The organism is Alienimonas californiensis (assembly GCF_007743815.1).
Taxonomy (GTDB): domain Bacteria; phylum Planctomycetota; class Planctomycetia; order Planctomycetales; family Planctomycetaceae; genus Alienimonas; species Alienimonas californiensis.
On sequence record NZ_CP036265.1, the window covers coordinates 4,490,777 to 4,516,313 of the forward strand.

A 25,537-nucleotide genomic window follows, 5' to 3' on the forward strand; every position below is an offset into this window, starting at 1 on the left:
ACGGGGTTCTCACGCCGCCATGCGCAGCGGCCCGTCGAGTTTTTCCTTGCCGGGCACCTGCAGGTCGAATAGTTGGAAAATGTCCTTGGCCTGCCAGCCGAGGTTTTCGCGTTCGCTGTCGGCCTCGCCGAGGACCGCTTTAAAGATGTCTCGCTTCTCTTCTAGCACCTTGTCGATGCGCTCCTCGACGGTGTCCGTGCAGATGTACTTGGTGACGACCACCTTGTTCTTCACGCCCACGCGGTGGGCGCGGTTGATCGCCTGATCCTCGATCGCCGGGTTCCACCAGCGGTCGTAGAGGAACACGTAGCCGGCGAACTGCAGGTTCAGCCCGACGGCGCCGGTGCCGTAGCTCATCAGGATGATGTGGCTGTCCTTATCTTCCTTGAACTTCGCCAGGATCGGCTCCCGCTGCTTGTGCGGGATGCCGCCGTGGTAGATCAGCGGGTTGGACTGCGGGACGCGCTGCTTGAGGTGGCCGTCGATCCAGTCGATCGTCTTGGTCCACTGGCTGAACAGGATCGCCTTGCCGCCGCTGGCGGTGATCTCCTCCAGGTCGCTGCACAGGGCGTCCAGCTTGCAGGACTGATCGGTCAGCGGGTCGAAGTTGGCGATCTGCTTGAGCCGCATCACCAGTTCCATCGCCCCGCTGACGGTCACGTCGTCGCCCATTTCCTTGAGGCGCACGACGCCGTCCTTTTCGGCCGTGTGGTAGGCTGTCTGCTGGGCGGGGGCGAGTTCGAGGTACTCCGTGCGGTCCAGCCGCGGCGGCATGTCCGGATGCACCAAGTCCTTGGAGCGCCGTAGAATGTGATTCTCGGAGATCACCCGCAGCCGGTTGAGGTCCGCGTCCTCGTCCTTTTCGAGCGGGCCGAGGAAGCGGTACAGGTTCACCAGTTCGTCCGGCCGGTTCTCGATCGGCGTGCCGGTGAGGGCCCACGACCGGCCGCGGGGGACGCTGCCGATGACCTTATTGGTGACGGACTCCCCGTTCTTGATTCGCTGGGCCTCGTCCAGCACGACGAGGTCGAACCGCGGCCGATCGCCCTCGCCCTCGCCGGGGCTGCCGTCGAGCTTCGGCGGCGGACCGAGATCGATCCAGTCGCGTGTGATCTTTTCGTAGTTCGTCAGCAGCACGGGGACGCCGGGCTGGGTCCAGGCCTCCTTGCGCTTGTCCCAGTTGCCGTCGATCGTGTGGACGGGGATCTCCTCCGCCCAAAAGGCGAACTCCCGCTGCCAGTTGGGGATGAGCGGCTTCGGGCAGATCAGCAGCACCCGCCGTACCTGCCCGCTGCGCAGGAGCAGGCGGATCGCGGTAATCGTCTGCATCGTCTTGCCGAGGCCCATCTCGTCCGCCAGCAGGGCGCTGTCGTGGCTGAACAGCCAGGCGATCCCCTGGTACTGGTAGGGAAACGGCTCGAACGGCATGTGCAGGTCCTGCCCAGCGAGCAGTTCCTCCAACGGCGGCTGGAGCATGTAGAACAGCCGATCGCTCAGCGCGAGCGTCTGGCTCGGCGGGCGCAGCCGGGTCCGCTTGCCCGGCGTGCGGGGCGGGGCGTCCGGTTTGTGCAGCTTCGGCTTGGGCGGATCCAGCAGGGGGACGCCCTCGGGGAAGGTCAGCTTGACCGTCATCACCCGCGGCGGCTTGGGCCGCCAGCGCGGCTCGAGCGTCGGCTCCGACCCCAGCGGGATCGTCCGCGTTTCGAACTTCGGGGCCCGCCCCAGCGACGGGTTCATGCCCGACGGGTGCACCGACGCCGTCAGCGACGCGAACGGCGAGAGGACAGTCGGCGGTTCGATCGGTTCGGGCCTATCCTTGGGGAGGGGGGCCGTCATCAAGCCGCCACCGACTTACAGGTTTCGGCCAGTGCCTCGCGGACGCGCTCGAACGGTTCGCTGAGGTCCGCGTGCTCCGGGATGCGGTCGCGATAGCTCGAAACGAAGTCCCGGTCGCTCCCGTGCGACGGGTGGAAGTGCAGCGTGCGACAGCCGACGGACAGTGCCGAGCCGCCGCTCGGGCCGGCGTTGTGGCCCTCGGGCGGAGCGTCCTTTTCGTCGCCCTCGACCCGGGCGACGGCTCGGTCGATGTGCGGTCGCAGCGAGAGCATTGCCGCGCTCTCACAGAGGATCAGGTTCGGTTTGACGCCAGCTTTTTTCACCAGCGTGCCGCCGATCACCTCGCCCAGCAGGTAGGGGACGAGGGTGGGGCCGTAGAGGATCTGCTGGGTGCGGTCCGGCCGAACGGGGGTGGTGCACTGAAACTCCAGCGGCCGGCCGAGGCGGTCGGTCATCAACAGACCGCCCACGTGCCCGCCGCCGGGCAGGTCGACCGCTGTGAGGAATCCGAGCGTCAGTGTCTCGTCCGCTTTCGCCATCGCGCGTCCGTCCGTGTCGCTGTTCGAACTTCGCGGGCCGATCCGTGGCCGCCGGGGTGGGATCGTCGGGGCGGGGGGCCGTCCTTGAGTCGCTCCGTTCGCGCCCGCACAGGCTCCGGGTTCGCCCGAGGCGGCGGGAGCGGTCAGAATCGGGTTCGCTTCCCGCCGACGCCCGCCCGCCGCTGATGCCCGCCGCCCCCTTTCCCACCCGTGAGGAGATCGACCGGGAGCAAGCCGCCAAGCTCCGCGTCCTCCTGACGGAGGCCGTCCCCCGCAGCCCGTTCTGGTCTGCGAAGCTGGCGGGCGTGGACCTGTCCACGGTCCACACGGCGGCCGATTTGACGCGGTTGCCGCTCTGCACGAAACAGGAACTGGTCGACGATCAAGCCGCGAACCCGCCGTTCGGCACCGTCCTGACGAAGCCCGCTGCGGCATACAACCGCATCCACCAGACCAGCGGGACCACCGGCGAGCCGCTCCGCTGGCTGGACGACGCCGACAGCTGGGCCTGGTTCGGCCGCTGCTGGGAGGAGATCTACCGCCTCGCCGGTGTGACGGCGGAGGACCGGCTGTTCTTCCCGTTCAGTTTCGGGCCGTTCATTGGCTTCTGGGCCGCCTTCGACGGGGCCTCCCGCGCCGGCCGGTTCACGATCGCCGGCGGGGGGATGAGCAGCGAGGGCCGGCTGCGGCTGATCTCGACCGTCACCCCCACCGTCGTCGGCTGCACGCCGACTTACGCCCTGCGGCTGGCCGAGGTCGCCGAGGCGACCGGCTACGACCTGGCCGGGTGCAGCGTTCGCAAGCTGTTCGTCGCCGGCGAGCCGGGCGGGGCGATTCCCGAAGTCCGGGACCGCATCGAGGAGGCGTGGGGCGCGACGGTGTTCGATCAGTGGGGCATGACGGAACTCGGCTCCGTCACCGCCGTCGCCGAGGGCGACCGGGACGCGATCTACGTGCTGGATCGGGAGTTCGTGGCGGAGATCCTCGACCCGGAGACCCAGCAGCCCGTCGCCCCCGGCGAGGCCGGCGAACTGGTGGTGACGAACCTCGGCCGGTTGGCCTCGCCGCTGATCCGCTACCGGACCGGCGACCTCGTGCGGCGCTCCGCGGGTCCCTCGCCGATCGGCCTGCCCTACACGCGGCTGGAGGGCGGCATCCTCGCACGGTTGGACGACATGGTGACGATCCGCGGCAACAACGTGTTCCCCTCCGCCGTCGACGCGGTGCTGCGGACGCTCGACGGCGTCGCCGAGTACCGCGTCACGGTCACTACCGCCCGGGCGATGCCGCACCTGCGGATCGAAATCGAGCCCGCGGAGGGCCTCGCCCCCGCCGCCCTGCTGCCCCGCGTGCATAAGGCGGTGAAGGAGCGGCTGAATTTCACCGCCGAGATCGTCCCCGCCGCGGCCGGCGCGCTGCCGCGGTTCGAAATGAAGGGCCGCCGCTGGGTCAGGGGATGAGTGTCCGGAGGGATTCCGGCCCACCCATGCGAAACGCCCGCCGGTCGCGGGACCGGCGGGCGTCGTCGGAGTCGATCGGCCGAAGCCGGTCTGGACTCAGATCATCACGTTTTCGACGGGGAAGTTCTTGGCGGCGAGGGCCTTCTTGGCGGCTTCGAGGTTGAAACCCTTGCCGACGTTGAACTTAACCGTGTTGGTCGGGACGTCGGTCTGGACGTCGGAGACGCCTTCCAGCTCGGCCAGGGTGTTCTGCACGGCGGGGGCGCAGGAGATCGGGCAGTTCATGTCCGGCACGGTGAAGGTCACCGGACCCTCGTAGGAGGCCAGGATCGCCGTGGCGTCGCTGCCGAGGGCGGCGCTGCTCCCGCTCTCGACGGCGCTGCCGCTCTCGACGTCTACGTCGCCGTCCACCGGGGCGACGGGGGCCACCGGGTCGACGGCGCCGTCTTCGGGGGCGCAGCCGACGAGGGCCAGCGGCAGGCAGAGCAGGGCGGCGAACGGAATCAGACGCTTCATAGCGAAGGGGTGGGCCAGATCGGGGGGGAAGAGGCCGCCGAGTCTTCGCTCGAACGGCCGTGGGGGGCCGATTGTACCGCAGCGTCCAGCTCGGAACACCGCTTCGCCGCGGGCGACCGCGAAGCCGCGGCGGCTCAGTCCGCCACCAGCATTACGACCGGCTCGCCACGTAGGCTTTCCAGCTTCGCCCACCGCTCCGCAGCGGCCCGCAGCCGCGCGCCGGAGGTGCGATGCGTCATCACCACCACGGAGACGACGGACGGGTCGGCGTTATCGTCGGCCTCCGGCCCGGCGTGCTGGATGATGCTCGCCAGACTGATGCCCGAGGAGCCGAGGATGTCCGCCAGGGCCGCAAAAACATGGGGCCGATCGACCACGCGGAACCGCAGGTAGAACCGGCTGAACAGCTCGTCCGCCGGCACCGGCCGCAGCGGGGAGTCCGGCTGGCGCGGCCGGAACGGCGGCCGGGCGGCGGCGATCGACAGCAGGTCCGCCAGCACCGCGGAGGCGGTCGGCTCCCGCCCGGCGCCCGGACCGGCGAACCAGGCGTCGCCCACCAAATCGCCCCGCACGGCGACGACGTTCATCGGCCCGTTGATATTCGCGACCGCGTCCGTTCGCCGCACCAGCGTGGGCCGCACGGACAGTTCGAGCCCCCGCTCCGTGCGCTTCGCCACCGCCAGCAGCTTCACGGCGCAGCCGAGTTCTTCGGCGAAGGACAGGTCCTCGGCGTCCAGTACGTCGATCCCGCCCATGGAGACGTCCGCAAACGTCACCTCCGCCCCGAAGGCCAGCCGGGAGAGAATGACCAGCTTTTGGGCGGCGTCGGTGCCGTCGACGTCCATTGAGGGATCCGCCTCGGCGTAGCCCCGCTTCTGCGCTTCGGCGAGGGCGTCGGCGTAGCTGGCGCCGGTGTCCGCCATGCGGGAGAGCAGAAAGTTGCTCGTGCCGTTCAGGATCGCCCGGATGCCGGTGATTCGATTGGCAGCGAGGGACTCCGTCAGCCCGGCGACGATCGGCACGCCGCCGGCGACGGCGGCTTCGTACCGGATCATCCGGCCGTGCTCGGCCGCCAGAGCGAACAGTTCCGGGCCGCGCTCGCAGATCAGGGCCTTATTCGCCGTGACGACATGCTTGCCGGCCCGCAGCAGGTCGCGGCAGAGCTCGAACGCCTGCGGGATTCCGCCGATCAGTTCCACGCCGATCGCCACCGCCGGGTCGTCCACGGCCCGCCGCATGTCGTCGTGCAGGACGCCGGCGGGCAGATCAATGCCGCGGTTCTTCGCCACGTCCCGCACGACGGCGTGCTTGAGGGACAGCGGGCGGCCGGCGGTGAGGGTCTGCGGATGCCGGAGCAACCGCTCCGCGACGCCGCCGCCCACGGTGCCCAGCCCGAACAGGGCGACGCCCAACGGTTCGGCGGCCGGTCCGCCGGTCGCCGACGGAGAGGGGGCGGGAACGTCGGCCGGATTCGACATGGGGCGGGTCGTCGGGGAACTTCTTGAGACGGGGCGGGGTGAAGTGGCCTGCGGCCGCACGGTTTCTCCCCTACGTTCCCCGCTTCCACAAGTCCGCCCCGGTTTCGGCCGGTCGCCCCGTTCCCCCGGCTCCCATGCCCGCTCTCGCCGCCGACCCGCCGCCGGGCCCGCGGGTGGGCGGCGTGATCTACCTGAACAGTCGCCCGCTGATCGAGGGCCTGCGGGCCGACCTGGACCGACGTGGGCGGCTGACCCTCGATCATCCCAGCCGGCTCGCCGACGGGCTGAAACGCGGCGCCTACGATGCGGCGCTGGTGCCGAGCATTGCGGCACTGGGGACGGCCGGGGCGACGATCCTGTCGGACGCCTGCGTCGCCGCCCGGGGGCCGGTGCGGAGCGTGAAGCTGTTCTTCCGCGTCCCGCCCGGGGAGGTGCGGTCGCTGGCGCTGGACGAGGGCTCCCGCACCAGCGCCGCCCTGTCGCGGGTGCTGTTGGCGGAACGGTTCGGCGTTCAGCCGGAACTCCGCCCGCTGCCGGTTGGCCCGGGGCCGTCGCCGCGGGCCGCCGCGGAGGCGATCGCCGCGACCGACGCCGACGCCGTGCTGCTGATCGGCGACCGGGCGATGGTCGACCCGCCGGACCGCCGCACCGGCCGCCCCTTCGCGGCCGTGTGGGATCTGGGGCAGGTTTGGAACGAATGGACCGGCCTACCGTTCGTTTTCGCCGCGTGGGCGGCTCGGCCCGGTCTGGGGAAGGATGCGGCCGCCGATCTGGCCCGGCGATTCTCCGCCAGCCGGGACGAGGGGGTGCGGGACCTGGATCGCATCGCCGCCCTCGCGGGCCCGCCATTGGGCCTGACGCCAGAGGACGCGGCCGACTACCTCCGCCGCAACCTGCACTTCACCCTCGGCCCGGCGGAGCGGGCCGGGCTCAACCTGTACTGCGAACTGTGCGTGCGGAACGGACTGCTGCCGGAGGGCGCTCGCCCGACGTACGCTGCCCCCCCGCCGCCCCGATCAGTCCGCCTGACGGCCCCGCCGACGGCCCGCGCCGCGACGCCCGAACCCCTGCGAGTGACTCGATGAAAACCGCCGCCCCGACGGCCCACCCGCGTTTTGAGAAGACTGTTCGCAACGACCGTTCCACCGCCAAGATCCTGGCGGAGACGCTCGACGGCCGGCGGCTGAGCGACGACGACGCCCTCGCCCTGCTGCGGTCGCACGATCTGCCGGCCCTCGGCGCCGCCGCGGACGAGGTCTCGCGGCGGCTGAACCCGGGGCCGTTCCGCACGTTCAACATCGACCGGAACATCAACTACACGAACGCCTGCACGGCGGTCTGCCATTTCTGCGCGTTCTATCGGAACCCGAAAAGCGACGAGGTCTACGTCCTCCCCCGGGCCAAGCTGCTGGAAAAGATCGAGGAGACGGTCGCACTCGGCGGGGAGCAGATTCTGCTCCAGGGCGGGCTGCACCCGAAGTTCAAGCTGGACTGGTACGAGGAGATGTTGCGGGACATCAAATCCTCCTTCCCGCAGGTGAACGTCCACGGCTTCAGCCCGCCGGAAATTCACCACTTCACCAAGGTGAACAAGCTCCCTCTGCGGACCGTGCTGGAGCGGTTGCAGGCCGCCGGGCTGGGCTCGCTGCCGGGCGGGGGGGCGGAGATCCTCGTGGACCGCGTCCGCGACGTGCTGACCCGCGGCAAGGTAATGACGGACGATTGGTTGAACGTCTGCCGGGTCTGGCACGAACTGGGCGGCGTCGGCTCTGCCACGATGATGTTCGGCCACGTCGAGACACTGGCGGAGCGCGTCGAGCACCTCCGCCGCATCCGCGAGTTGCAGGACGAAACCGGCGGTTTCACGGCGTTCATCTGCTGGACCTTCCAGCCGGATCACACCGATCTCTCGCACATCCCGCCGGCCGGGGCGTTTGAGTACCTGAAGACCCAGGCCGTCGCCCGGCTCTACCTGGACAACGTTCCGCACATCCAGTCGAGCTGGGTGACGCAGGGCGAAAAGACCGGCGGCATGGCCCTCTGGTTCGGGGCCGACGACATGGGGTCGTTGATGATCGAGGAAAACGTCGTCGCCGAGGCCGGCACGGTGCATCACCTCACCCTGGAGCAGATGAAGCGCGCGATCCGCGAACGCGGCTACATCCCCCGCCAGCGGAACGTACGGTACGAGCTGATCGACGAGTGGCAGGAAGGCTGGCCCGAAGGCCGCAGCACCCTGAAGTCCCCGGCGGCGGCCAAAGCACCAGCCCAAGAGGCGACCGCCGTCCTGCCTGTGCTGAACTGAGCGCGAGAGTGGACCGAACGAGCCGGTTCCCCGGGTCCCTCGGCTGCGAAGGGCCGGCAATCGGGCTCGCCCGCGGACCCGCCGCCGACCGGCTCGGCGAGGGCGAGCTAGGTTCACGGACCGTTTCACCGCCCCCGTCCCGTCGGCCGCGTTCGCCGCATGATCTCCGTCCGCGATCTGTCGAAGAGCTTCGACGTCCAGGGCGGTCGCGTGCACGCCTTAGAGGGCGTCAGCTTCGAGGTGCGACCGGGCGAGATCTTCGGTCTGCTCGGCCCGAACGGGGCGGGGAAGAGCACCTGCCTGCGGATCCTCTCCACCGTGCTCCAGCCGACCGGCGGGTCGGCGAGCGTCGCCGGTTACGACGTGCTCCGCGATCCGGCGGAGGTGCGGCGGTCGATCGGTTTCCTCTCGAATAACACCGGCCTCTACGACCGCATGTCGGCGTGGGAACTGGTGGAGTACTTCGGTCGCCTGCACGGATTGGAAGGGTCGGCGTTGAATCGCCGGATGACGGAGGTGTTCGAGACCCTGCGGATGACCGACTTCCGCGACTCCCTCTGCTCCCGCATGAGCACCGGCCAACGACAGAAGGTTTCGATCGCCCGGGCGCTGGTGCACGACCCGCCGGCGCTGATCTTCGACGAACCGACCGCCGGGCTGGACGTGCTCGTTGCCCGGGCCGTACTGAAAACCGTGGCGGACCTGCGGGACGCGGGGAAGTGCATCATCTTCTCCACCCACATTATGCGGGAGGTGGAAAAGCTCTGCGATCGGGTCGCCGTGATCCATCGCGGCCGCATCCTGGATCAGGGCCCGCTGCCGGAGCTGGCCGCCCGGCACGACGAACCGGACACCGAAGAGCTGTTCTTCAAGCTGATTGAAGAGGAAGAGGCCCGCTTCGCCCCACCGCCGACCGCGGCGCCCTCCGAGGCGGCGACGGGTCCCCGCCCGCTCGCCGCCTGACCCGAACCTCCTGAACTTCCCGGTCGATGACCTGGCGCAATACGAAACTGCTGTTCCTCCGGGAGGTGCGGGACCAGCTGCGCGACCGCCGCACGCTGTTCATGGTGGCCGTGCTCCCGGTCCTGCTGTACCCCGCCCTCGGGCTGGGGATGGTGCAGATGACGGTGTTGTTCCGTGAAGCCCCGCAGACCGTGGTGGTGCTCGGGGCGGAGCACCTGCCCGGTCCGGCGCTCATCGAGGGGGAACGCTTCGCGGCGGAGTGGTTCGACGAGCCCGCCGCGGCGGACAAGCTGCGGGTCCTCACGGCCAACGGACCGTCCGGCGGGACCACCGAGGGCGCCGCCCGACTGGACGCGGCGGAGGAGGTGCGGGCCGCACACGAACGGGCCACGCAGGCTGCGGCGGAACTCGATGCCGCCCTCGCCGCGGGGGACGAACGGGGGGCGATCGTCCTGCGGGAGCGCCTGCGCGTCGCCGAGGCCCGCCGGGCGGAGTTGTTCTCCCAGAGCGGGATCCAAACGCTGATGCTGGTGCCGGACACGCTTGCCGATCAGATCGCCGCGCTCAGCCGGCGCCTGCGGGACAGAGACGCGCCGCCGGCGGAGGCGACGGGTCCGTTGCCGCGGCCCATCGTGCTGCATGAGGACGCCGACGAACGTAGTCGACTGGCCTACACCCGGGTCGCCGGGGCGCTGCGGAACTGGGAGCGGGCGGTGCTGCGGGACCGCCTCACCGAGGCGGGGCTGCCCGCCGATCTGCCGGCTCCGGTCGCGCCGCGGGGGCTTTCGCTGAGCCAACCCGCCGAGCGGGCGGCGGGCGTGTGGAGCAAGCTGTTCCCGGCTCTGGTGGTGCTGATGACGATCAGCGGGGCGTTCTATCCCGCCGTCGACATGGCCGCCGGGGAAAAGGAACGCGGCACGATGGAGACGCTGCTGATCTGCCCGGCCAGCCGCGGGGAGATCGTCTGCGGCAAGTTCCTCGCGGTTCTGACCTTCAGCCTGTGCACGGCGGGGCTGAACCTGTGCAGCGCCGGGCTGACGGGCGGGTACGTCGCCTCGCTGGCCGGGCCGGGGATGGCGGCGGGCCTCGACGGCCTCGCTCCGCCGGCCCCCGCGGCGCTGGCCTGGGTCGCCCTGCTGATGGTCCCGCTGGCGGCCTTCTACAGCGCCCTCTGCCTGGCCCTGGCGACGTTCGCCAAGTCGAACAAGGAGGGCCAGTACTACCTCTACCCGATCCTGATGGTGTCGGTGGGGCTGACGGTCTTCTGCCTCAGTCCGCTGGTCGAACTGACGCCGCTCTACGCCGTGCTGCCGGTGGTGAACGTCTCGCTGTTGCTCAAATCGTTACTGGCCCCCGGCGGGGCGGCGGCGGCGTTGCCGTACGTGCCGGTCGTGCTGCTCTCCAGCGTCGGCTACGCCGGGATGGCCCTGTGGTGGGCGGTCGAGTTGTTCAAGCGGGAGGACGTGCTGTTCCGCGAGGCGGAGCGGTTCAACGTGAAGGACTGGATCGCCCACCTGCTCCGCGAGAAGGAACCGACGCCCACCTTCGGCGAAGCGGCCTTCGCCTTCGTGACCGTCCTGTTGTTGCAGTTCGCCATGATGGGGCCGATGCAACGGGCGCTGGCGGGGGCCCCGCCGGGAGCCGAGGGCGAGACGGCGTTTCGCCTCGTCGTCATTCAGCAGCTCGTCACCGTCGCGTTTCCCGTGCTGGCAATGGGCCTCTTGCTGACGTCCAGCGTGCGCCGAACCTTCCGGTTCCGCCGGCCGGACTGGACGCTCATGACCGCCGCCGCGGGCCTGGCGCTCTGTCTGCAACCGGTCATCGGCGTGCTGACGCACTGGCTGACCGGCCGCTTCTTCCCCGAACCGCCCGCCGGATACGCGGAGTTCAGCGTCACGATGGGCACGGTTCCGCTGCCGCTCGCCCTACTGGCGGCCGCGATCGCCCCGGCGGTGTGCGAGGAACTGGCGTTCCGCGGGTTTCTGCTCAGCGGCTTCTCCCGTTCCCGCCGGCCGTGGCTGGCGATTGGCTTGAGCGCCGTCGCCTTCGGGGTGGTGCACCTCGTTCCCCAGCAGGTGTTCGCGGCCACGCTGGCCGGGCTGGTGCTGGGCACGATCGCTTGGAAGGGCCGCAGTCTGTGGCCGTGCATCCTGTTTCACCTCATCTTCAACGGGCAACAGGTCCTGATGGGCCGGGCGGAAGCGGGCGAGTTCGGCACCGTCGGCGAGGGCGTCCATCGCCTGCTGTTCAATGAAGCCGGCTACCGGCCGATCGCCCTGGCCCTTTGCGGAGCGGGGGCCGTGGGCCTGTTGGTCTGGCTGGCGCGCCTGCGACGGGCGGACGAAGCCGGCGTCGACCGTCCCTCGACGGCGGATGCGGCGCCGCACGCCGGAGCGCTGCCGTCGACGGCGACGCTGGGGGCGTGAGCGCCCCCGACGCCCCGCCGGCCGCTCTCACCGCCCGCTGGGTGCTGCCGGTGGAGGGGCCGCCGATTCACGGAGGGACGGTCGAACTGACCCCGGACGGCCGCGTCGCCGCCGTGCACGATCGGCCGGACGCCCGCTCCGGGGCCGAGGATCTGGGCGAACTGACCCTGCTGCCGGGGTTCGTGAACTGCCACACACACCTGGAGTTCAGCGACTTCACCGCGCCGCTGCCCGCCGCGGGAACTTTCGCCGACTGGATCGCCGCCACGGTTGCCGCCCGCCGGGACCGCCCCGGCGATCGGATGGAGCGGGTGAACCGCGGGCTGGCCGAGTGCCTCGCCGCCGGCGTCACGACCGTGGGAGAGATCGCCACGGGCACGCCGGAGCAGGGCGGTTGGGACGCTGCCCGGCTCCCCCCGCCGCACGCCCGGCCGGCACTGGTGGCCTTCGGGGAGCTGATCGCCCCTCGCGATCCTGTCGCGGGGCTCGCCGCCGCCCGGGCGTTCCTGCACGGCGACGCCGATCCGCCGGACCTGATTCGCGGGCTCAGTCCGCATGCCCCGTACTCCGTGCACCCGGCCGTGCCCACGCTGTTGGCCGCCTGTCCCGACACCGCCGCGGCGCCCTGGGCGATCCACCTGCTGGAAACCGACGAAGAAATCGACCTGATGGCCCAAAATCGCGGCCCGCTGGCCGCGGCCATGGCCCGGCTGGGAGCGACGCGGGGCGATTTCGGGGCGAACCGTCTCCGGCGGGACTACCTCGACCCGCTGGCCGCCGCCGCGCGGGGGCTCGTTATCCACGGCAATCGGCAGACGAAGGCGGACGTCGAGTGGCTGTCCGCCCCGGAGCGGTGGCAACTCAGCGTGATCTACTGTCCGCGGACCCACGCCCACTTCCGCCACCCGCCCCACCCGTGGCTCGCGTTGCGTGAGGCCGGTGTGCGAGTGGCGCTCGGCACCGACGGCCGCGGCTCGAACCCGGACCTGTCCGTGCTGGGGGAGCTCCAGTTCCTGCACGCGCAGTTCCCCGCGGTTCCCACGGGCGAACTGCTCGCCCTCGGCACGCTCCACGGGGCGGAGGCGATGGGCGTGCACGGCGGCCGCATCGCCGCAAACCGGCCGGCCGACCTGTGCGGCATCCGTCCGGGCGTCATGACGAACGACCCGGCGGCGGACGTGCTGCACCCGGTTTCCGCCGTCGCCGCGGTCTGGCGGGCCGGGCGGCGGGTCCGCTGAAACGTCCCGCGACGACCGCGTCAGGTCAGGCGGGAGGCGTACCGTGCCCGGATGAGGGCCGAAGCCTCTTGGACGAGCCTGTCCACGGGCTCCTCCGCCGATTTGGGCTTCGCCGGGGCGGGCGCCGGGCTCTCGGAATCGGTCGCGGGGGGCGGGCCGCCGACGATCTGCGTCGGTTCGTCTTCCGCGGCGACCGTGCCCGGGGCGGGCGGGGGCACCAGCCAGGTGATGACCTCGCTCTCGCTGGCGGCGTCGGGGTCCGGCAGGAGGAACTGGATCGGACCGACGCGCAGCGTATCCCCGGCGCCCATCACCGTGGGCACGCGGATGGCCCGCCCGTTGATATAGGTGCCGTTGCGGCTCTTCAGGTCTTCCGCGGTGACGACCTCCCGCCCGCCGGTCATCGCGACGGAGAGCCGGCAGTGCTTGCGGCTGACGTCGGACGTCGCCAGACGGATCGCGCACTCCCGATCGCGGCCGATGAGCGTCTGACCGACGGCCAACTTCAACCGGCGACCGCGATGTTTGCCGGAGTCGACGAGCAGGTCCGCCATCAGAGCCGTATCGGAAAGGGGAGGGGGCGGAAACTCTGTGCAGGCAGAGGAAGGGCCCGTTAAGGGGCGCCGACTCTGCGGGAGGCACTGTATTTACAGTCGCCGGACGGGGCAAACTGGACGGGACCCCCTGTTTCGTAGGCTCTCCCGCTTGACGTTCGGAAGCCTCGGGTGTTCACTGCGGACGAACTTCACTGCGTGGCCCGCTCGGGCGCGCTCTCTGCTCACCCAGCCCCGCGCGTCCGGCCCCGCCGGTCCGCCCGCGAAAGACCGATCGATGGCCAAGAAAGCCGCCAAGAAGGCCCCCGCCAAGAAGGCCGCCGCGCCCGCCAAGCCGATGACCAAGGCCGAAGTGCTCTCCGCCATGGCGGAGCGGACCGGTCTGCAGAAGACCGAGGTCCAGTCCTTCTTCACCGAACTGGAAGGCCTGCTCGGCCAGGAACTCGGCAAGAAGGGCCCCGGCTCCTTCAACGTGCCCGGGCTGATGAAGGTCGTCGTGCAGCGGAAGGACGCGACTCCCGAGACCACCAAGAAGAACCCGTTCAAGCCGGGCGAGATGATGACGGTCAGCGCCAAGCCGGCCCGCAACGTCGTCAAGATTCGCCCGCTGAAGGGCCTGAAGGACCTAGTCTGAGCTAAGTCTCCCCGGGCCGGGGGCGTTCTGACGAACGCTCTCGGACCGGCGGGGGCATCGGACCGTGCGGCCGAACCTTCGGCGGCGTTTCGATGTCTTGCGGGAGGGACTCGCGGAACCGCCTTGACCGTCCGCGAAGCTTCGATATCCTCCCTCCCCGAACGCCCGCCCGCGGGCGTTCACCACGGCCCCATCGTCTAGTCAGGTCCAGGACTCTGGATTTTCATTCCAGCAACAGGGGTTCAAATCCCCTTGGGGTCATCTGCGAGTGATATGTTTGCGGCCCGCACCGGCGACGGTGCGGGCCGCTTTTCGTTCGCTCCCCCGTAGAGTGTCAGATGTCGCAGCCCCCGCCGCCCAAGCCCAGCCGGGGCGACTACTGGCGGCACCTGTTCGCCCACTGGCCGGCGGACCTCGCGAAATCCGGCGCCGTCATCACCGAGCACAACGAGCCGGTCCGCTTTATCGACTTCGCCGTCTCCGGCGGTCTGCTGCTGCTCCAACGCGATCGGCCGGATACCACCGGCGCCCGCAAAGTGTTCGTCAGCTACGACGCGATCAGCAGCTTGAAGCTGGACGATCCCGGCGAACTGGATCGCTACCGCGCCCTCGGTTTTCAGCCGCCCGTCGGGGCCGCCGCCGCGGGCTGAGCGGCCGGGTCGTCGGCATGGGCCTCGTGTTCGTCCTCGCGCGGCGGGGCGAGCGACTGGAGGGCCAGCATGATCGCCCCGGTGACGAGGAACACGTCGGCGAAGTTGAACACCGGCCAACCCCAGCCGCCGAACTCGAACAGCAGGAAGTCCCGCACCGCCAGCCGGACCTCGCCGTCCGCGTCGGTGCAGCCGTGCAGGCCGAGGCGGTCGTACAGGTTGCCCAAGGCCCCCCCGGTGACCAGCGCCAGGGCGATCGTCAGCCACAGGCTGCGGGCGGCGCCGGCGATGAACAGCCACCAGAGCACGCCCACGGCGGCCGCGACGCTCAGCGAGGCGAACAACCAGCTGTAGCCCTGCCCGATGCCCCACAGGGCGCCGCCGTTAAAGCTCGTCAGCAATTCGAAGCGGACGGCGCCGTCGAACCACTCCTCATGCCAGTCGCTGCGAACGCCCTCGTAGCCGAGCGTGTCGAAGACTCGCTCCTTGGAGTACAGATCCACTCCGCAGCAGAGCAGGGTGAGCACACCGAAGAGAATTGGGCGGGACGCCGGGACGTGTCGCATGATCGGCGTCTCTGGGGCGTCCGTCCGGTGGGGGCGGCCGGGAGAGAGTTCCGGCCGAGGGGCATCCTAGGAGCGCCGCCGTCAATCGGGCAAGATGAGCCCATGCCTGACGAAACCGCCCCCGCTCCCGTCGCTCCCCCGGCCGTCGGCGACGCCGCCCCGGACGCGACCCTCGTGGCCACCCCCGGCAATGAGCCGCTGACGCTCTCCGAGGTGTGGGCGGACGGTCCGGTGGTCCTCTACTTCTACCCGAAGGACGCCACGCCCGGCTGCACGACCGAGGCCTGCGACTTCCGCGACCGCGACGCCGCTCTCGCCGAGGCCCGGGCGACCGTGCTGGGGGTGAGCCCGGACCCGCCGGCGTCTCACGAGAAGTTCATCGCCAAGCAGGAGTTGCCGTTCCGGCTGCTCAGCGACGAGGACAAAGCCGTCGCGACGGCGTACGGCGTGTGGGTCGAGAAATCGATGTACGGCCGCAAATACATGGGCGTGCAGCGGGCGACGTTCCTCATCGCCGAGGGCGGCACGATCGCCGCCGCTTGGCCCAAGGTAAAGGTGAAGGGCCACGCCGACGCCGTGCTGGCGGCCCTCGCCGACCTGCCGAGTGCCTAGTGCACATGGTTCACCGCCGCCGTGAGGCGACGCGGCAGGGAGATTTGCTCCCGCGCCGCCTCACGGCGGCGGCGAACCGACCTAGTTCAGAGCAAGCTCAGAGCAAGCACCATTCAGGCCGCTTTCCGCACCGGGGCGGCGGCTCGCTTGGCGCTGGCGGCGATCTCTTCCAGTACCCACTCGGCCAGTTCCAGGGCGGCGACCGCGGTGGGCCCGTCGACCCGGGGCGTGCCGCCGGTCCGGCAGCAACTCGTCCAGTCGGCCAGTTCCGCCGTGAGGGCGTCGCGGCCGCTGACGGGGATCTCCTCCGTCTTGATCCACCGGCCGAACACACTGTCTCGCAGGGCGGCGCGGTCGGCGGAGGGATCGTCGAGCGCCGAGAGCACCGGCGGGCCGTGCGTCAGCGCCGGGGTGGCGGAGTAGTGCAGCACGCGGCGGGTGGTGAGGTCCGCGGCGACCACGCCGCGCTCGCCGAACGCCTGCACAGTGCGAGCGGCGGTCGGATTGACGCGGTTGGCCGTCAGGTCGGCGACGCCGCCGCCCTCGAAGGTCAGCCGGGCGGTCACGGCGTCCTCGCGGTCCGTCAGGATGGACGTGCCGAGAGCCTGCACCGCGACGACCTCCTCTCCGCTGAACAGGCAGCGGGCCAGTTCCAGGTCGTGAATCATCAGGTCGTGCACGGCGCCGACGTCCACGCTGCGGAAGGCGAACGGGCTGAGCCGCTCAAACCGGGCGTACCGTGGCCGTGAGCAGCGGGCGAGGACTTCTTCGAAGGCCGGGTTGAACCGCTCCACGTGCCCGACGGCCAGCACGACGCCGGCAGTCCGGGCCTTGAGGGCGATCTGCTCCGCTTCCCGCACGTCGCTGGAGAGCGGTTTCTCGACCAGCAAATGCTTGCCGGCCGCCAGACAGGCGCCGGCGACGTCCGCGTGGGTGAAGGTGGGCGTGGCGACGCTGACGGCGTCGACCTCGTCCAGAATCTCACGGACGTCCGCCACGGCCCGACAGCCGTGCTCCTCGGCGATCCTGCCGGCGGCCTTGCGGTCCCGGTCTGCGACCGCGACGAGGTTCACCCCGTCCAGCCCGGCGAGAATGCGGGCGTGGTGGCGGCCCAGGGCTCCCACCCCGGCGACAGCGACATTGAGCGAGGACATCCGTGTCTCAAGCTGGAGTGAACGAATCAATCGTCTGCGACGGCTCCCGCCGTCAGGCGGCCCGCCGAATCGGGTGGATGGAAACCGGCTCGTAGGGAACCTTCTTGCCGTCGCGTCCGCGCCCGTTGCGGCCGCCGCTCTGGTTCTCGACGAAGCTGAGCACCCGCTCCACGGCCGGGGGGCATTCGCCGCCGAACTTCGCTTCGAGTTCCTTCCGGATCTCGGCGATCGGCTTGCGGCTACGGTACAGCAGGCGGTGGGCCAGCTTTACGCCGCGGATCTCGACGTCGGGGATGCCGGCCCGCTGCATCCCGACCAGGTTGACCGTCTTGACGGTGGGGTTGTCCGTCCCGGCCGAGAGCATGTAGGGCGGCAGGTCACGGACGAGTTTGCCGCCGCCGGAGACGAAGGCGAGCGTGCCGACCGTGGCGAAGTGATGCACCACGCTGTTGCCCGAGACGATCGCGCCGTCGTGCATGTGGACGTGACCGCCCAGCAGCACGCCGTTGACCAGCATGCAGTCGTCGCCGACCCGACAGTTGTGGGCGACGTGGGCGTTGCTCATCAGCAGGCAGCGGCTGCCGATGCGGGTGACGCCGTCTTCCTTCTCCGCCCCGCGATGGACGGTGACGCCTTCGCGGAACTGGTTGTCGTCGCCGATGACGGTACCAGTGGGCGCTTCGTGCCAGCCTTTGTCCTGCGGCTCGCCGCCGATCACGCAGCCGGGCCAGAAGCGGTTGCCGGAGCCGATGGCGCACGGCCCGCTGAGCACGACATGGCTGTCGAGCGTGTTGTTCGAACCGAGCACCACGTCCGGGCCGACGGTGCAGAAGGGGCCGATTTTCGTACCGGCCCCCAATACCGCCTGCGGGTGAACGTCCGAGAGAGGGTGAATGCTGATTGAGGCGGCGCGGGCGGCGGGCCGGGAGGCTCGCATCTCGTTCGCGCCGAAGAGGGCCGGTTTGGGCATGGAATCCGACGGGGAGTTCACGGTACGGCCTCCTGCCGCGGGCGTGGGTGGGACTGCGTTTTACGCTGCGGGGGGGTCTGTGGAAACCCCGATCCCTTCCATGATCGACGTATCCCCCCGAGCCGCCGCAGTCCGCAGAGTCCGGCAAAGGTCCCTGTTCAACGCATGTCCTCCCTTCCGGGAGGCGACTGCGGCGTGCAGCTCACAGCCTAATAGCGCCAGGTCGCCGATCATGTCCAGAAGTTTGTGTCGGGCCGGTTCGTTTTCGAAACGTGGAGCGTTTCCGCGGACTGTACCGTCTGGTTCAAACACCAGCAGATCCGCCGCATCGACCCGCTCTCCATAGCCTGCGGCCCGCAGGGCAGGGATCTCCGCCGCCGCGATAAATGTGCGGGCCGGAGCGATTTCCCGAGCGAAGAACGCTGGGGCGATCTCCGCCCGGAAGAGCTGCGAGGGCACGGGGTGATCCGGGCCGCAGTCGAGGCGGTATTCGAGCTGCGTCTTTCCGTCGCCCCCCGGCGGGGATGCCGTCAGCGCGGCTTCCCCGGCGGTGACGGTGATCGGCTGGAGAACCCTCAGCACGGCCCGCGGCGCCGCCAGCTCCCGCACCCCGGCCGCCTGGAGAACCTGCACGAAGCCGAGGGCGGAGCCGTCCAGCCCCGGCAACTCCGGGCCGTCGATCTCGACGCGGCAATTGTCGATCCGCAGCCCGGCGAGCGCGGCGAGGACGTGCTCGGTCAGTTGCACCTCCGCCGCCCCCCGCCGCACGCCGGTCCGGCGGTGTAGTTCGAGGGCGTGCTCGATCGTCGCCGGCACGGACGGCTGGCCCGGCAGGTCGGTGCGAACGAAGACGACGCCGGAGTCCGCCGGCGCCGGGCGGAACCGCACCCGGACGTCGCCGCCGGTGAAGAACGCGACGCCGGACAGTTCCGCGTCCGCGGCGAGGGTGGTTTGCGAACGCGTCATGGCGGGCCGATCGAACGACGGAAAAGCCGGCGGCCCCGAAAGGGCCGCCGGCTCTGAAAGATTCGCAGCGACTCAGCCGGACTCAGTTCCCGGGAACGGCGGGGGCTTCGGCGGTCTTCGGAGCGTACGGGGAGACGTAGCCCTCAACGCTCTGATCGCGGGCCGGCTTACCGCTCTTGGCGGAGTAGGAGCGGTCCAGGGCGTAGATGATCGTATCGGTGATGTCGTCCTGCGGGGTGTGGTAGACGACCAGACGGTTCATCCCCTGCAGGATGTCGTTCGTCTGCTTCGCCTCGTCCACGCCGTCCCGCTTGTAGCGGATGACGAGGGAGTAGCTCTTCCGCTCGCACCACATTTTGACCATCGCGGTCACGTCGTTGTAGATCTCCTTGTACAGCTCGGCTTCCTTCTTCATGAAGCGCTGGCTGATCCGCATCTGCTCGGCCTGCAGTTCGGTTTGCTTGTTCTTCAGGGCGACGGCCTTCTGCAGGTACTCCTCGGAGTCCTGGGCGATCGTGCCGGCCTGCAGCTGGGCCTGGAGCGTCTGAACTTCCTTGGCGAGGCCTTCGGCCTTGGCGCCTTCGGCCTGAATTTCGGCCTTGAGGGTCTCGCGGACGTCTTCAAACTTGTCGTAGTTCGCGAAGACCTCCGCCATGTCGATGACGGCGACCGGGCCGGTGGGGGCGGTCGCGGCGGCGGGTTGCTGGGCCTGTCCGGTCTGAGCGGAGAAGGCGAGGGCGGCCGCGGCGGCGGCCGAGATGAAGGGGCGGATGGCGGTCACGGCCGGGCGTCCTTGCCAGAGTGCGTGTGCGGAGGCCGAATCGCGGATGCGGCGGCCGAAGTTCCGCGGGGTCTAAGACGGCCCGCCTTGCAGCGTCAACCCCCTTCGCCGCGCGCGTCGCATTTCTCGCCCGCCAACCGTCGCAGGAACGGCCGCGTCCGCCGCCACGCCTCCTCCGATTCGACCGTCTCCCACTCGCCAAACGCCCGCAGCCCGTCGATGCGATACCAGTGCGCGACCCGCAACTGGGCCACCGCGAAGGCCGTCAACGGCGGCTCGCCGGGGCGCCGCAGCGCCCGCCAGGTCAGCGTCGCGGCCCGGCCCGCGGCGGTCGCCACGGGGCTCGGCAGTCGACGTAGTGCCGGCGGTTCCAGCCCCGCTTCCTCCGCCACCCGTCGGACGAACGCGTGCAGCCGGACGGGCGGCAGATCGTTCAGAAAATAGGCCCGCCCGGCGCCCTCCGGGCGGTTCGGTAATGCGGTCAGCACATGCACGATCGCCGCCGCGGCGTTTTCGACAAACGTGGGAGCGATCAGCGGGTCCGCCCCGCTGATCGCCGGGATCCGCCCCGCCTTCGCCGCGGCGACCAGCGCCGGCAGCACGTGCCGATCGCCCGGTCCCCAGATGAGGTGCGGCCGCACGGCGATCGTCCGCAGGCCACGGGTGCGGTCGGCCCGCAGGGCGTCCCGTTCCGCCAGCAGTTTTGAATGCGGATAGCTGGCGAGGCCCCGGACGGGCAGGGGGAGGCGTTCGTCCGCTCCCTCGTGCGGCGTGCCGTCAAACGCCACGCTCGGCGAGGAGACGTGGACCAAAGTCCGGACCCGTCGGACGAGGCAGCCGTCGATCACGTGCCGGGTGCCGGCGACGTTCGGCCCGAGAAACTGCCGCAGCGGGGCGTCGATTCCCGGCCGGGCGCCGGCGTGCACGACTCCGCGGACGCCGTGGCACGCCGCCAGCACACTCTGTCGGTCCTCCAAGTCGCCGAGGAACACCTCCGCCCCCAGCGCTTCCAATTCCGGCAGGGGGCGTCGGGAGAGAACCCGCACCGGGGCGTCCGCCGCCCGCAAGCGACGCACGACGGCCCCGCCCAACAGGCCGCCGCCGCCGGTCACCAGCGTCAGATCGTCGGGCGCCGCCGCGTCGCTCACGCCCGCGCCAGCCGTCGGCGGAGCGGCGAGGCCAGCAGACGGGTCGCCCAGTCGGCGAGGGCGGCCCGGTCGATCTTCGTGTTGTGCCGCACGTCGGTCGGCAGGGTCTTCCGGAACAACACGGCCCGCGGCGGCCCGATCACCGGCGAGGCGGCGGCTCGCTCCCGCAGTTCTTCCCGCAACGCCGCGGTGCGGGCGCCCGGTTCGCATTCCACGACGATCACCGGCCGCTGCCGGCCCGGGTCGCCCACCCCCACGATCGCCGTCCGGCGGACGGCCGGCAGTTCGTTCAACACCGCTTCGCCCCGCACCGGGTAGATCGGACCGTCCGTCGTCCGCACGACGTGTGCCTGTCGCCCGCAGAACCAGAGCCGACCGCGGTCGTCGAGGTAGCCGACGTCGCCCATCCGGTGCCAGACCCCCGTGGGCGCCGCCGGATCGGCGATCTTCGCCCGTCGGGTCTGCTCCGGCCTGTTGACGTATTCCCGGGTGACGGCGGGGCCGGAAACGATCACTTCGCCAATCTCCCCCGTCGGCAGGTCCGTCGCTTCGTCGATCGAATCGATGGGCCCCTGAACCTCGGCGACGACCCGCAGCGACACGCCCGGGAAGGGCTGACCCACGCAGGTGCCGGCGCCCTCGCGCGTGCGGGCGGCGGTTTCCCCGAGGATCTCGTCGGTGCCGGTCGTGCAGACCGGCAGGGCCTCCGTTGCCCCGTAAGGGGTGTGCAACTGGGCTCCGGCGGGCAGCACGGCCCGGGCCCATTCGTGGGTGCGGGGCGGAATCGGGGCGCCGGCGCTCAGCAGGGCGGTGACCGAGGGCAGCGTCACGCCACGGTCGGCGGCGTCCTTCAGCACCTTTTTCCACAGAGCCGGAGAACCGAACGCCCGGGTCGCCGACCGCTCCCGAATCGGGCCGAGGATCTCCTCCGGCCGAACGTGGGCCGGTCGGGAGGGGTGCATGCGGGGGACGATCATCGTCGCCGACAGCCCCACGTCGAACAGGGCGAACAGCGGGAAGGCGGGCACGTCCACCTCGCCGGGCGGCAGGTCGTAGCCGGCCCGCAGGTGCTCGATCTGGGCGAGGAACATCCCATGTTCGTAGGCCACACCCTTCGCCAGGCCGGTGCTGCCGGAGGTGAAAATCACCGCCGCCGGGTCCGTCCGACCCATGGCCGGGGGCGAGAAATCGGAGGGGCCGAGCGTTCCGAAGCGCTCCCAGCCAATCGCCCCCGGCACTGCCCGCCCGGCGGAAACCCAAGCCTTCACGCCGTCCAGTCGACCGACCGCCCGGGCGGCGGCGACCGCGATCGGCTCCCCGACGAAGCCGGTCGGCGACACCTCCCGCAGGCAGCGCAGCACCGCCGGCACGCCCAGGCCCGGATCGATCAATACCGCCGCGGCTCCCGCCCGCAGCGTGCCGAAGACCGCAACGGCGAACCGCCCGCCGGGCCGAACCATCAACGCCACCCGCTCCCCGCGCCGCACCCCGCGGGACGCCAGCGCGGCGGCGAAGCGATCCGCGGCCGCGTCCAACTCCGCGAAGGTGAGGGCGTCGTAGGTGCGCGTCGGGTCTCCGGCCCGGCCGCGGGGGGTGAGAACGGCGTCGACCTCCGGCCGCTCCGCCGCGGCCCGCCGCAGCAGATCGGCGACGGAGCAGGGGGAACCGTCCGCGGCGGGGCCGCGGGCGGGCGGGGAGCCGTCGGCCGGGCGCGGGCCGGGGGCGGCGACGGCCGGCCCGGGCGCGGTCGGCGGAGCGACGGTCATCCGGCGAGGTTCTCCCGCTCCGAAATCTCCGCGATGATCCGCCCGATCAGCGTCAGCAAGCACCGCGGCGCCAACGCCCGACCGCGGACGGCTCCGTCGTCGTCCTTCCGCAGGGTCGCCGTGATGCGACCGCCGCAGTTGGCGAGGGCTTCGCGGGCGATCCGTCGGTATTCCTCAATGTTGGCGTCGCCTTTCGGCGTCTCCACCCGGCCGATCAGGTCGACCGCGGAGGAGGGGTCGGAACTCAACCGGATGATCTGCCCGCTCGCCTCGCCGCCCGCGGCCGCCGCATTGAGCTGCGACTCCAATTCCTCCCGGGCTCCCGGGCCGGCGGCGTACCAAAAGGCGTCCGGGGCGACGGCGACCCAGATTTCGTTCGTGCCGATCACGTCGTCCACGTAATCGGCAAAGGTCTCGTCCAAGACGAACTTGTGCAGGGTCGCCCCGGCGACTTCGGCGACGCCCCATTCGGCCTGACGGCCCTCCCGCGCCCCGACGAAGGCTTCCAGGGCGGGTTTCAGTTCCGCCCCCTTTGGCAGCCCCACCGCCCCGACGAACCGTCGTTTACCGTCGACCGAGACCGCCTCGACGATCCCGTCGACAATGCCGCTGTCGACCACGCCATTCGCCAGATCGAACATTCGGTTGAAGGCCTCCAGCCGGGCGGTCCGCTGGGCGTCCGGCAGGTTCGCCTCGTTCACCTTGGCGATCAGCAGGGCCCGCATCTTCTCCATCAGGTTCTTGAAGTTCGCCTGCTGCCGGGGCGTGAGCGGCACCTGCATGTGACCGCTGAAGTTGGCGTCCTCGTTGAACGGCACCCCGGCGAAGCGACTGGGCTCGGCGCCGACGCGGTCCATTGCCGCGGCCGATTCCGTGCCGGGCAGCGGCTGGTAGACGACCGTGCCGACCGCCCCGATGGCGCCGTCCGGCACGTTGCCGCTGGCGAAGACGACCTGCGACTCCGCATAGAATCGGCCCAGTTCGTTCACCTGCACCGCGACGCCGGTCTTGCGGAGGTCGAACTCCTCCGGAGACTCCTCCGGCATCGGTTGCAGGGCGGACAGCAGTTCCTTCTCCGCCTCCGCCACACGGTCCCAGCGGCGGGCGACCGCTTCGTCGCCCCCCGCCGTGTTCCGCAGCAGCAGGGCACCGTCCTGATCGGCGGTCAGCAGGGCGCCGACGTTTTTCACCTCGTCCGGCAGATCCTCCTGCTGCTCAACGATCACCGCGTACTCCAGCCCGTCCTCGGCCGGGTAATACCGCATAAAGCCGTCGAAGGCGGCGTTGCGGACGAAGCCGAGTTGGAAGGTGTCCTTCTGGTTCGCCAGTTCCCGCGAGGGGATGCCGCTGGCGAAGTTCAGGTTGTCCTGCTGCCATTTGCGGCGGTCGTCCACCGGCACGATCAGACGGTAGCGCGTGGGGCTGGTGCCGGTCAGCGGCTCCACCCGGACCGGCGCCTTCGGGTCGACACCGACGAGGAAGCCCTCCAACAGGTTGAGCAGCCCCTCTTTTTGCGAGGCGCCGTCGGGGCCGGCGAGGTCCAAGACCTGCGTGAAGTCCTGAACGATCCGTTCTCCGCCGGCGGACTCGAACAGCACGCGGGGCGGTTCGAGCGCCGGCTCCTGCGCCGACGCGACGCCGGCGAGGAGGGCCGCCAGTGCGACGGCGGGAACGAGACGGGACGGACGGAGGGGGCGGAACATGCGCGACCGGGGCGTGAGGGCGACGCGCCGATCGTACCGGCGGCCGAACGCCCCGTTCCACCTCGGCGAAGCCCCGTCCCGACGTGGTTTGATCCCCCGTCCGGTCAGGCGATCCGGGGAGACCCTTTGAGCGGCCCCCGCCCGCCGCGTAAGCTGACGGTCGGTTCCCCCTTCTCTCTCGCAAGCGGCCCGCCCATGGGGTTGCGCGACGGTTTGCTCCGCTGGTCGATCCCTGCCGGTCGGTGGGGGGGGACGACGGTTCGCATTTCCGCTCTGATTCCGCTGGTGGGAATCGCCGCGGCGGCCCGCACGGGGGATCTGGCGCTCGGGGCGTGGGCGCTCACGGGACTGGTGCTGGCCGCGGCCGTGACGGAAGTCGTGCGCTGTGCGGTCGCCGCCCGGCTGGGGGCGCCCGTGACGGACCTGCTGCTCTGGCCGCTGGGCGGACTGGAGGGGGAGGACGACGTTCCGCCGCGCCCCCCCTGGGTGCACCTGCTCGTGCCGGCGACCGGCACCGCGTTGTGCGCGACGATCTGGGGAGCGGCGCAGGCCGCGGGGGCGACGATCGTGCTGAGCCCGATCCCGTCTCAGGCGGGAGCGCTGCTGATCGCCGCGGCGGCGGTCGCCGGGGCTAACCTGTTGCCGGCCTGGCCGCTGGCCGCGGGGCGGGCCGTCCGCGACATGTGGGCCCTGCGGTCCGGGCCGTACGCCGCCGGCGTGGCGGCGGCGGGGCTGACGCATCTGATCGGAGCCCTCTGGCTCTTTCTGGCGCTGGCGATCGGCTCCGCCTGGGTCGCCGTGGCCGCCGCCGCGGTGATGTTGGCGGCCCGGGAACGTCGGCCACGTCCCCGCCCGGCCCCGCGACCGCAGTCGGACGAGACGTTTCTCGGCTACGATTTCTCCGCCGGCTACACCAGCCTGGAGCGGGCGGGCGGCAACGGCGACGAACCCGCCGCCGCCACGGACGTCGACGAGGACGACCGGGCCGCCGGCGTCCCGCCGTCCGGGACCCTCGCCCGCTGGCGCCGTCAGCGGGAAGCGGCCCGCCGGGCACGGGAGCGGGAGGAGCGTGCGCGGGAGGAATTGGAGGTCGACCGCCTGCTCCGCAAGATCTCCGCCCAGGGCGAGCGGGCACTGACCGCCGCCGAGCGCCGCACCCTCACGCGGGCGGCGGCTCGGCTGCGGCAGGGCCCGACTGAAGGCTGAAACGCCTCGCAGACCACGATTTCGGCGCCGCGATCCGTCCGCCGAGTCAACCCGCAGGATCGGCGG

At 70.8% G+C, this 25,537-nt stretch carries 22 protein-coding genes, 1 tRNA gene and 1 pseudogene; 11 read left to right on the forward strand and 13 right to left on the reverse strand.

Annotated features, from left to right (window positions below):
• Positions 1–9: 9 nt before the first annotated feature.
• Positions 10–1,836 (reverse strand): DEAD/DEAH box helicase, encoded by a 1,827-nt coding sequence (locus CA12_RS17820; RefSeq protein WP_145360344.1) that lies wholly within the window; start codon positions 1,834–1,836, stop codon positions 10–12.
• A complete protein-coding gene (locus CA12_RS17825; RefSeq protein WP_145360345.1) occupies positions 1,836–2,375 on the reverse strand; it encodes a hypothetical protein in 540 nt (179 codons plus the stop codon). The genes CA12_RS17820 and CA12_RS17825 overlap by 1 nt, the downstream gene beginning before the upstream one ends.
• 185 nt (positions 2,376–2,560) lie before the next feature.
• Here CA12_RS17825 and CA12_RS17830 point away from each other — a divergent pair, with 185 nt between their 5' ends.
• Positions 2,561–3,835, forward strand: a complete 1,275-nt coding sequence (locus CA12_RS17830) for a phenylacetate--CoA ligase family protein (protein ID WP_145360346.1) — start codon at positions 2,561–2,563, stop codon at positions 3,833–3,835.
• 96 nt (positions 3,836–3,931) lie between these two features.
• Here CA12_RS17830 and CA12_RS17835 read toward each other — a convergent pair whose 3' ends face one another.
• Positions 3,932–4,351, reverse strand: coding sequence for a heavy-metal-associated domain-containing protein (locus tag CA12_RS17835; protein ID WP_145360347.1), 420 nt, complete (start codon positions 4,349–4,351; stop codon positions 3,932–3,934).
• 134 nt (positions 4,352–4,485) lie between these two features.
• Complete coding sequence (locus tag CA12_RS17840; protein ID WP_145360348.1) at positions 4,486–5,829, reverse strand: homoserine dehydrogenase; 1,344 nt, start codon at positions 5,827–5,829, stop codon at positions 4,486–4,488.
• 134 nt (positions 5,830–5,963) lie between these two features.
• On the opposite strand from CA12_RS17840, the gene CA12_RS17845 reads away from it, so the two are divergent.
• The 5 genes and pseudogenes from CA12_RS17845 to CA12_RS17865 all read left to right on the forward strand — a co-directional run bounded on the left by CA12_RS17845 (position 5,964) and on the right by CA12_RS17865 (position 12,761).
• Complete coding sequence (locus CA12_RS17845) at positions 5,964–6,914, forward strand: menaquinone biosynthetic enzyme MqnA/MqnD family protein (RefSeq protein WP_145360349.1); 951 nt, start codon at positions 5,964–5,966, stop codon at positions 6,912–6,914.
• Positions 6,911–8,134, forward strand: a complete 1,224-nt coding sequence (gene mqnC / locus CA12_RS17850; protein WP_145360350.1) for a cyclic dehypoxanthinyl futalosine synthase — start codon at positions 6,911–6,913, stop codon at positions 8,132–8,134. The genes CA12_RS17845 and mqnC overlap by 4 nt, the downstream gene beginning before the upstream one ends.
• 231 nt (positions 8,135–8,365) lie before the next feature.
• Positions 8,366–9,097: pseudogene (locus tag CA12_RS17855) on the forward strand (ATP-binding cassette domain-containing protein); the annotation flags it as partial.
• Between the two features lie 26 nt (positions 9,098–9,123).
• Positions 9,124–11,523: an ABC transporter permease subunit/CPBP intramembrane protease gene (locus tag CA12_RS17860; RefSeq protein WP_145360352.1), complete on the forward strand. Its 2,400-nt coding sequence runs from the start codon at positions 9,124–9,126 to the stop codon at positions 11,521–11,523.
• Positions 11,520–12,761 carry an amidohydrolase family protein gene (locus tag CA12_RS17865; RefSeq protein ID WP_165700841.1) on the forward strand — a complete coding sequence of 414 codons (1,242 nt, stop codon included), beginning with the start codon at positions 11,520–11,522 and terminating at the stop codon, positions 12,759–12,761. The genes CA12_RS17860 and CA12_RS17865 overlap by 4 nt, the downstream gene beginning before the upstream one ends.
• A gap of 20 nt (positions 12,762–12,781) precedes the next feature.
• On the opposite strand, the gene CA12_RS17870 is transcribed toward CA12_RS17865, so the two are convergent.
• The gene (locus CA12_RS17870) at positions 12,782–13,315 is read right to left on the reverse strand and encodes an FHA domain-containing protein (RefSeq protein WP_145360354.1); all 534 of its coding nucleotides are present in this window, start codon (positions 13,313–13,315) and stop codon (positions 12,782–12,784) included.
• A 277-nt stretch (positions 13,316–13,592) separates the two neighbouring features.
• On the opposite strand from CA12_RS17870, the gene CA12_RS17875 reads away from it, so the two are divergent.
• From CA12_RS17875 to CA12_RS17885, 3 genes are all read left to right on the forward strand, one after another.
• Positions 13,593–13,949: an HU family DNA-binding protein gene (locus tag CA12_RS17875; protein ID WP_145360355.1), complete on the forward strand. Its 357-nt coding sequence runs from the start codon at positions 13,593–13,595 to the stop codon at positions 13,947–13,949.
• 186 nt (positions 13,950–14,135) lie between these two features.
• Positions 14,136–14,210 (forward strand) — tRNA-Glu (locus CA12_RS17880).
• 77 nt (positions 14,211–14,287) lie between these two features.
• Positions 14,288–14,599: a hypothetical protein gene (locus CA12_RS17885; RefSeq protein ID WP_145360356.1), complete on the forward strand. Its 312-nt coding sequence runs from the start codon at positions 14,288–14,290 to the stop codon at positions 14,597–14,599.
• On the opposite strand, the gene CA12_RS17890 is transcribed toward CA12_RS17885, so the two are convergent.
• Positions 14,566–15,165 carry a signal peptidase II gene (locus CA12_RS17890; protein WP_145360357.1) on the reverse strand — a complete coding sequence of 200 codons (600 nt, stop codon included), beginning with the start codon at positions 15,163–15,165 and terminating at the stop codon, positions 14,566–14,568. The genes CA12_RS17885 and CA12_RS17890 overlap by 34 nt on opposite strands.
• Positions 15,166–15,267: 102 nt before the next feature.
• On the opposite strand from CA12_RS17890, the gene bcp reads away from it, so the two are divergent.
• The gene (gene bcp / locus CA12_RS17895) at positions 15,268–15,777 is read left to right on the forward strand and encodes a thioredoxin-dependent thiol peroxidase (RefSeq protein WP_145360358.1); all 510 of its coding nucleotides are present in this window, start codon (positions 15,268–15,270) and stop codon (positions 15,775–15,777) included.
• A 113-nt stretch (positions 15,778–15,890) separates the two neighbouring features.
• On the opposite strand, the gene CA12_RS17900 is transcribed toward bcp, so the two are convergent.
• From CA12_RS17900 to CA12_RS17930, 7 genes are all read right to left on the reverse strand, one after another.
• Entirely contained in the window at positions 15,891–16,931 is a 1,041-nt protein-coding gene (locus tag CA12_RS17900; RefSeq protein WP_145360359.1) for a Gfo/Idh/MocA family protein, read from the reverse strand.
• 52 nt (positions 16,932–16,983) lie between these two features.
• Positions 16,984–17,901: an acyl-ACP--UDP-N-acetylglucosamine O-acyltransferase gene (gene lpxA, locus CA12_RS17905; RefSeq protein WP_242688003.1), complete on the reverse strand. Its 918-nt coding sequence runs from the start codon at positions 17,899–17,901 to the stop codon at positions 16,984–16,986.
• Between the two features lie 60 nt (positions 17,902–17,961).
• A complete protein-coding gene (locus CA12_RS17910) occupies positions 17,962–18,867 on the reverse strand; it encodes a UDP-3-O-acyl-N-acetylglucosamine deacetylase (RefSeq protein WP_145360360.1) in 906 nt (301 codons plus the stop codon).
• Between the two features lie 82 nt (positions 18,868–18,949).
• Positions 18,950–19,648: an OmpH family outer membrane protein gene (locus tag CA12_RS17915; protein WP_165700842.1), complete on the reverse strand. Its 699-nt coding sequence runs from the start codon at positions 19,646–19,648 to the stop codon at positions 18,950–18,952.
• A gap of 95 nt (positions 19,649–19,743) precedes the next feature.
• Positions 19,744–20,796: an NAD-dependent epimerase/dehydratase family protein gene (locus CA12_RS17920; protein ID WP_165700843.1), complete on the reverse strand. Its 1,053-nt coding sequence runs from the start codon at positions 20,794–20,796 to the stop codon at positions 19,744–19,746.
• The gene (locus tag CA12_RS17925; protein ID WP_145360363.1) at positions 20,793–22,562 is read right to left on the reverse strand and encodes a fatty acid CoA ligase family protein; all 1,770 of its coding nucleotides are present in this window, start codon (positions 22,560–22,562) and stop codon (positions 20,793–20,795) included. The genes CA12_RS17920 and CA12_RS17925 overlap by 4 nt, the downstream gene beginning before the upstream one ends.
• Positions 22,559–24,265, reverse strand: coding sequence for a hypothetical protein (locus CA12_RS17930; RefSeq protein ID WP_145360364.1), 1,707 nt, complete (start codon positions 24,263–24,265; stop codon positions 22,559–22,561). Before CA12_RS17930 ends, CA12_RS17925 begins: the two co-directional genes overlap by 4 nt.
• A 285-nt stretch (positions 24,266–24,550) precedes the next feature.
• Between CA12_RS17930 and CA12_RS17935 the strand changes: the two genes are divergently transcribed.
• A complete protein-coding gene (locus CA12_RS17935) occupies positions 24,551–25,471 on the forward strand; it encodes a DUF6576 domain-containing protein (RefSeq protein WP_145360365.1) in 921 nt (306 codons plus the stop codon).
• Positions 25,472–25,537: the final 66 nt, after the last annotated feature.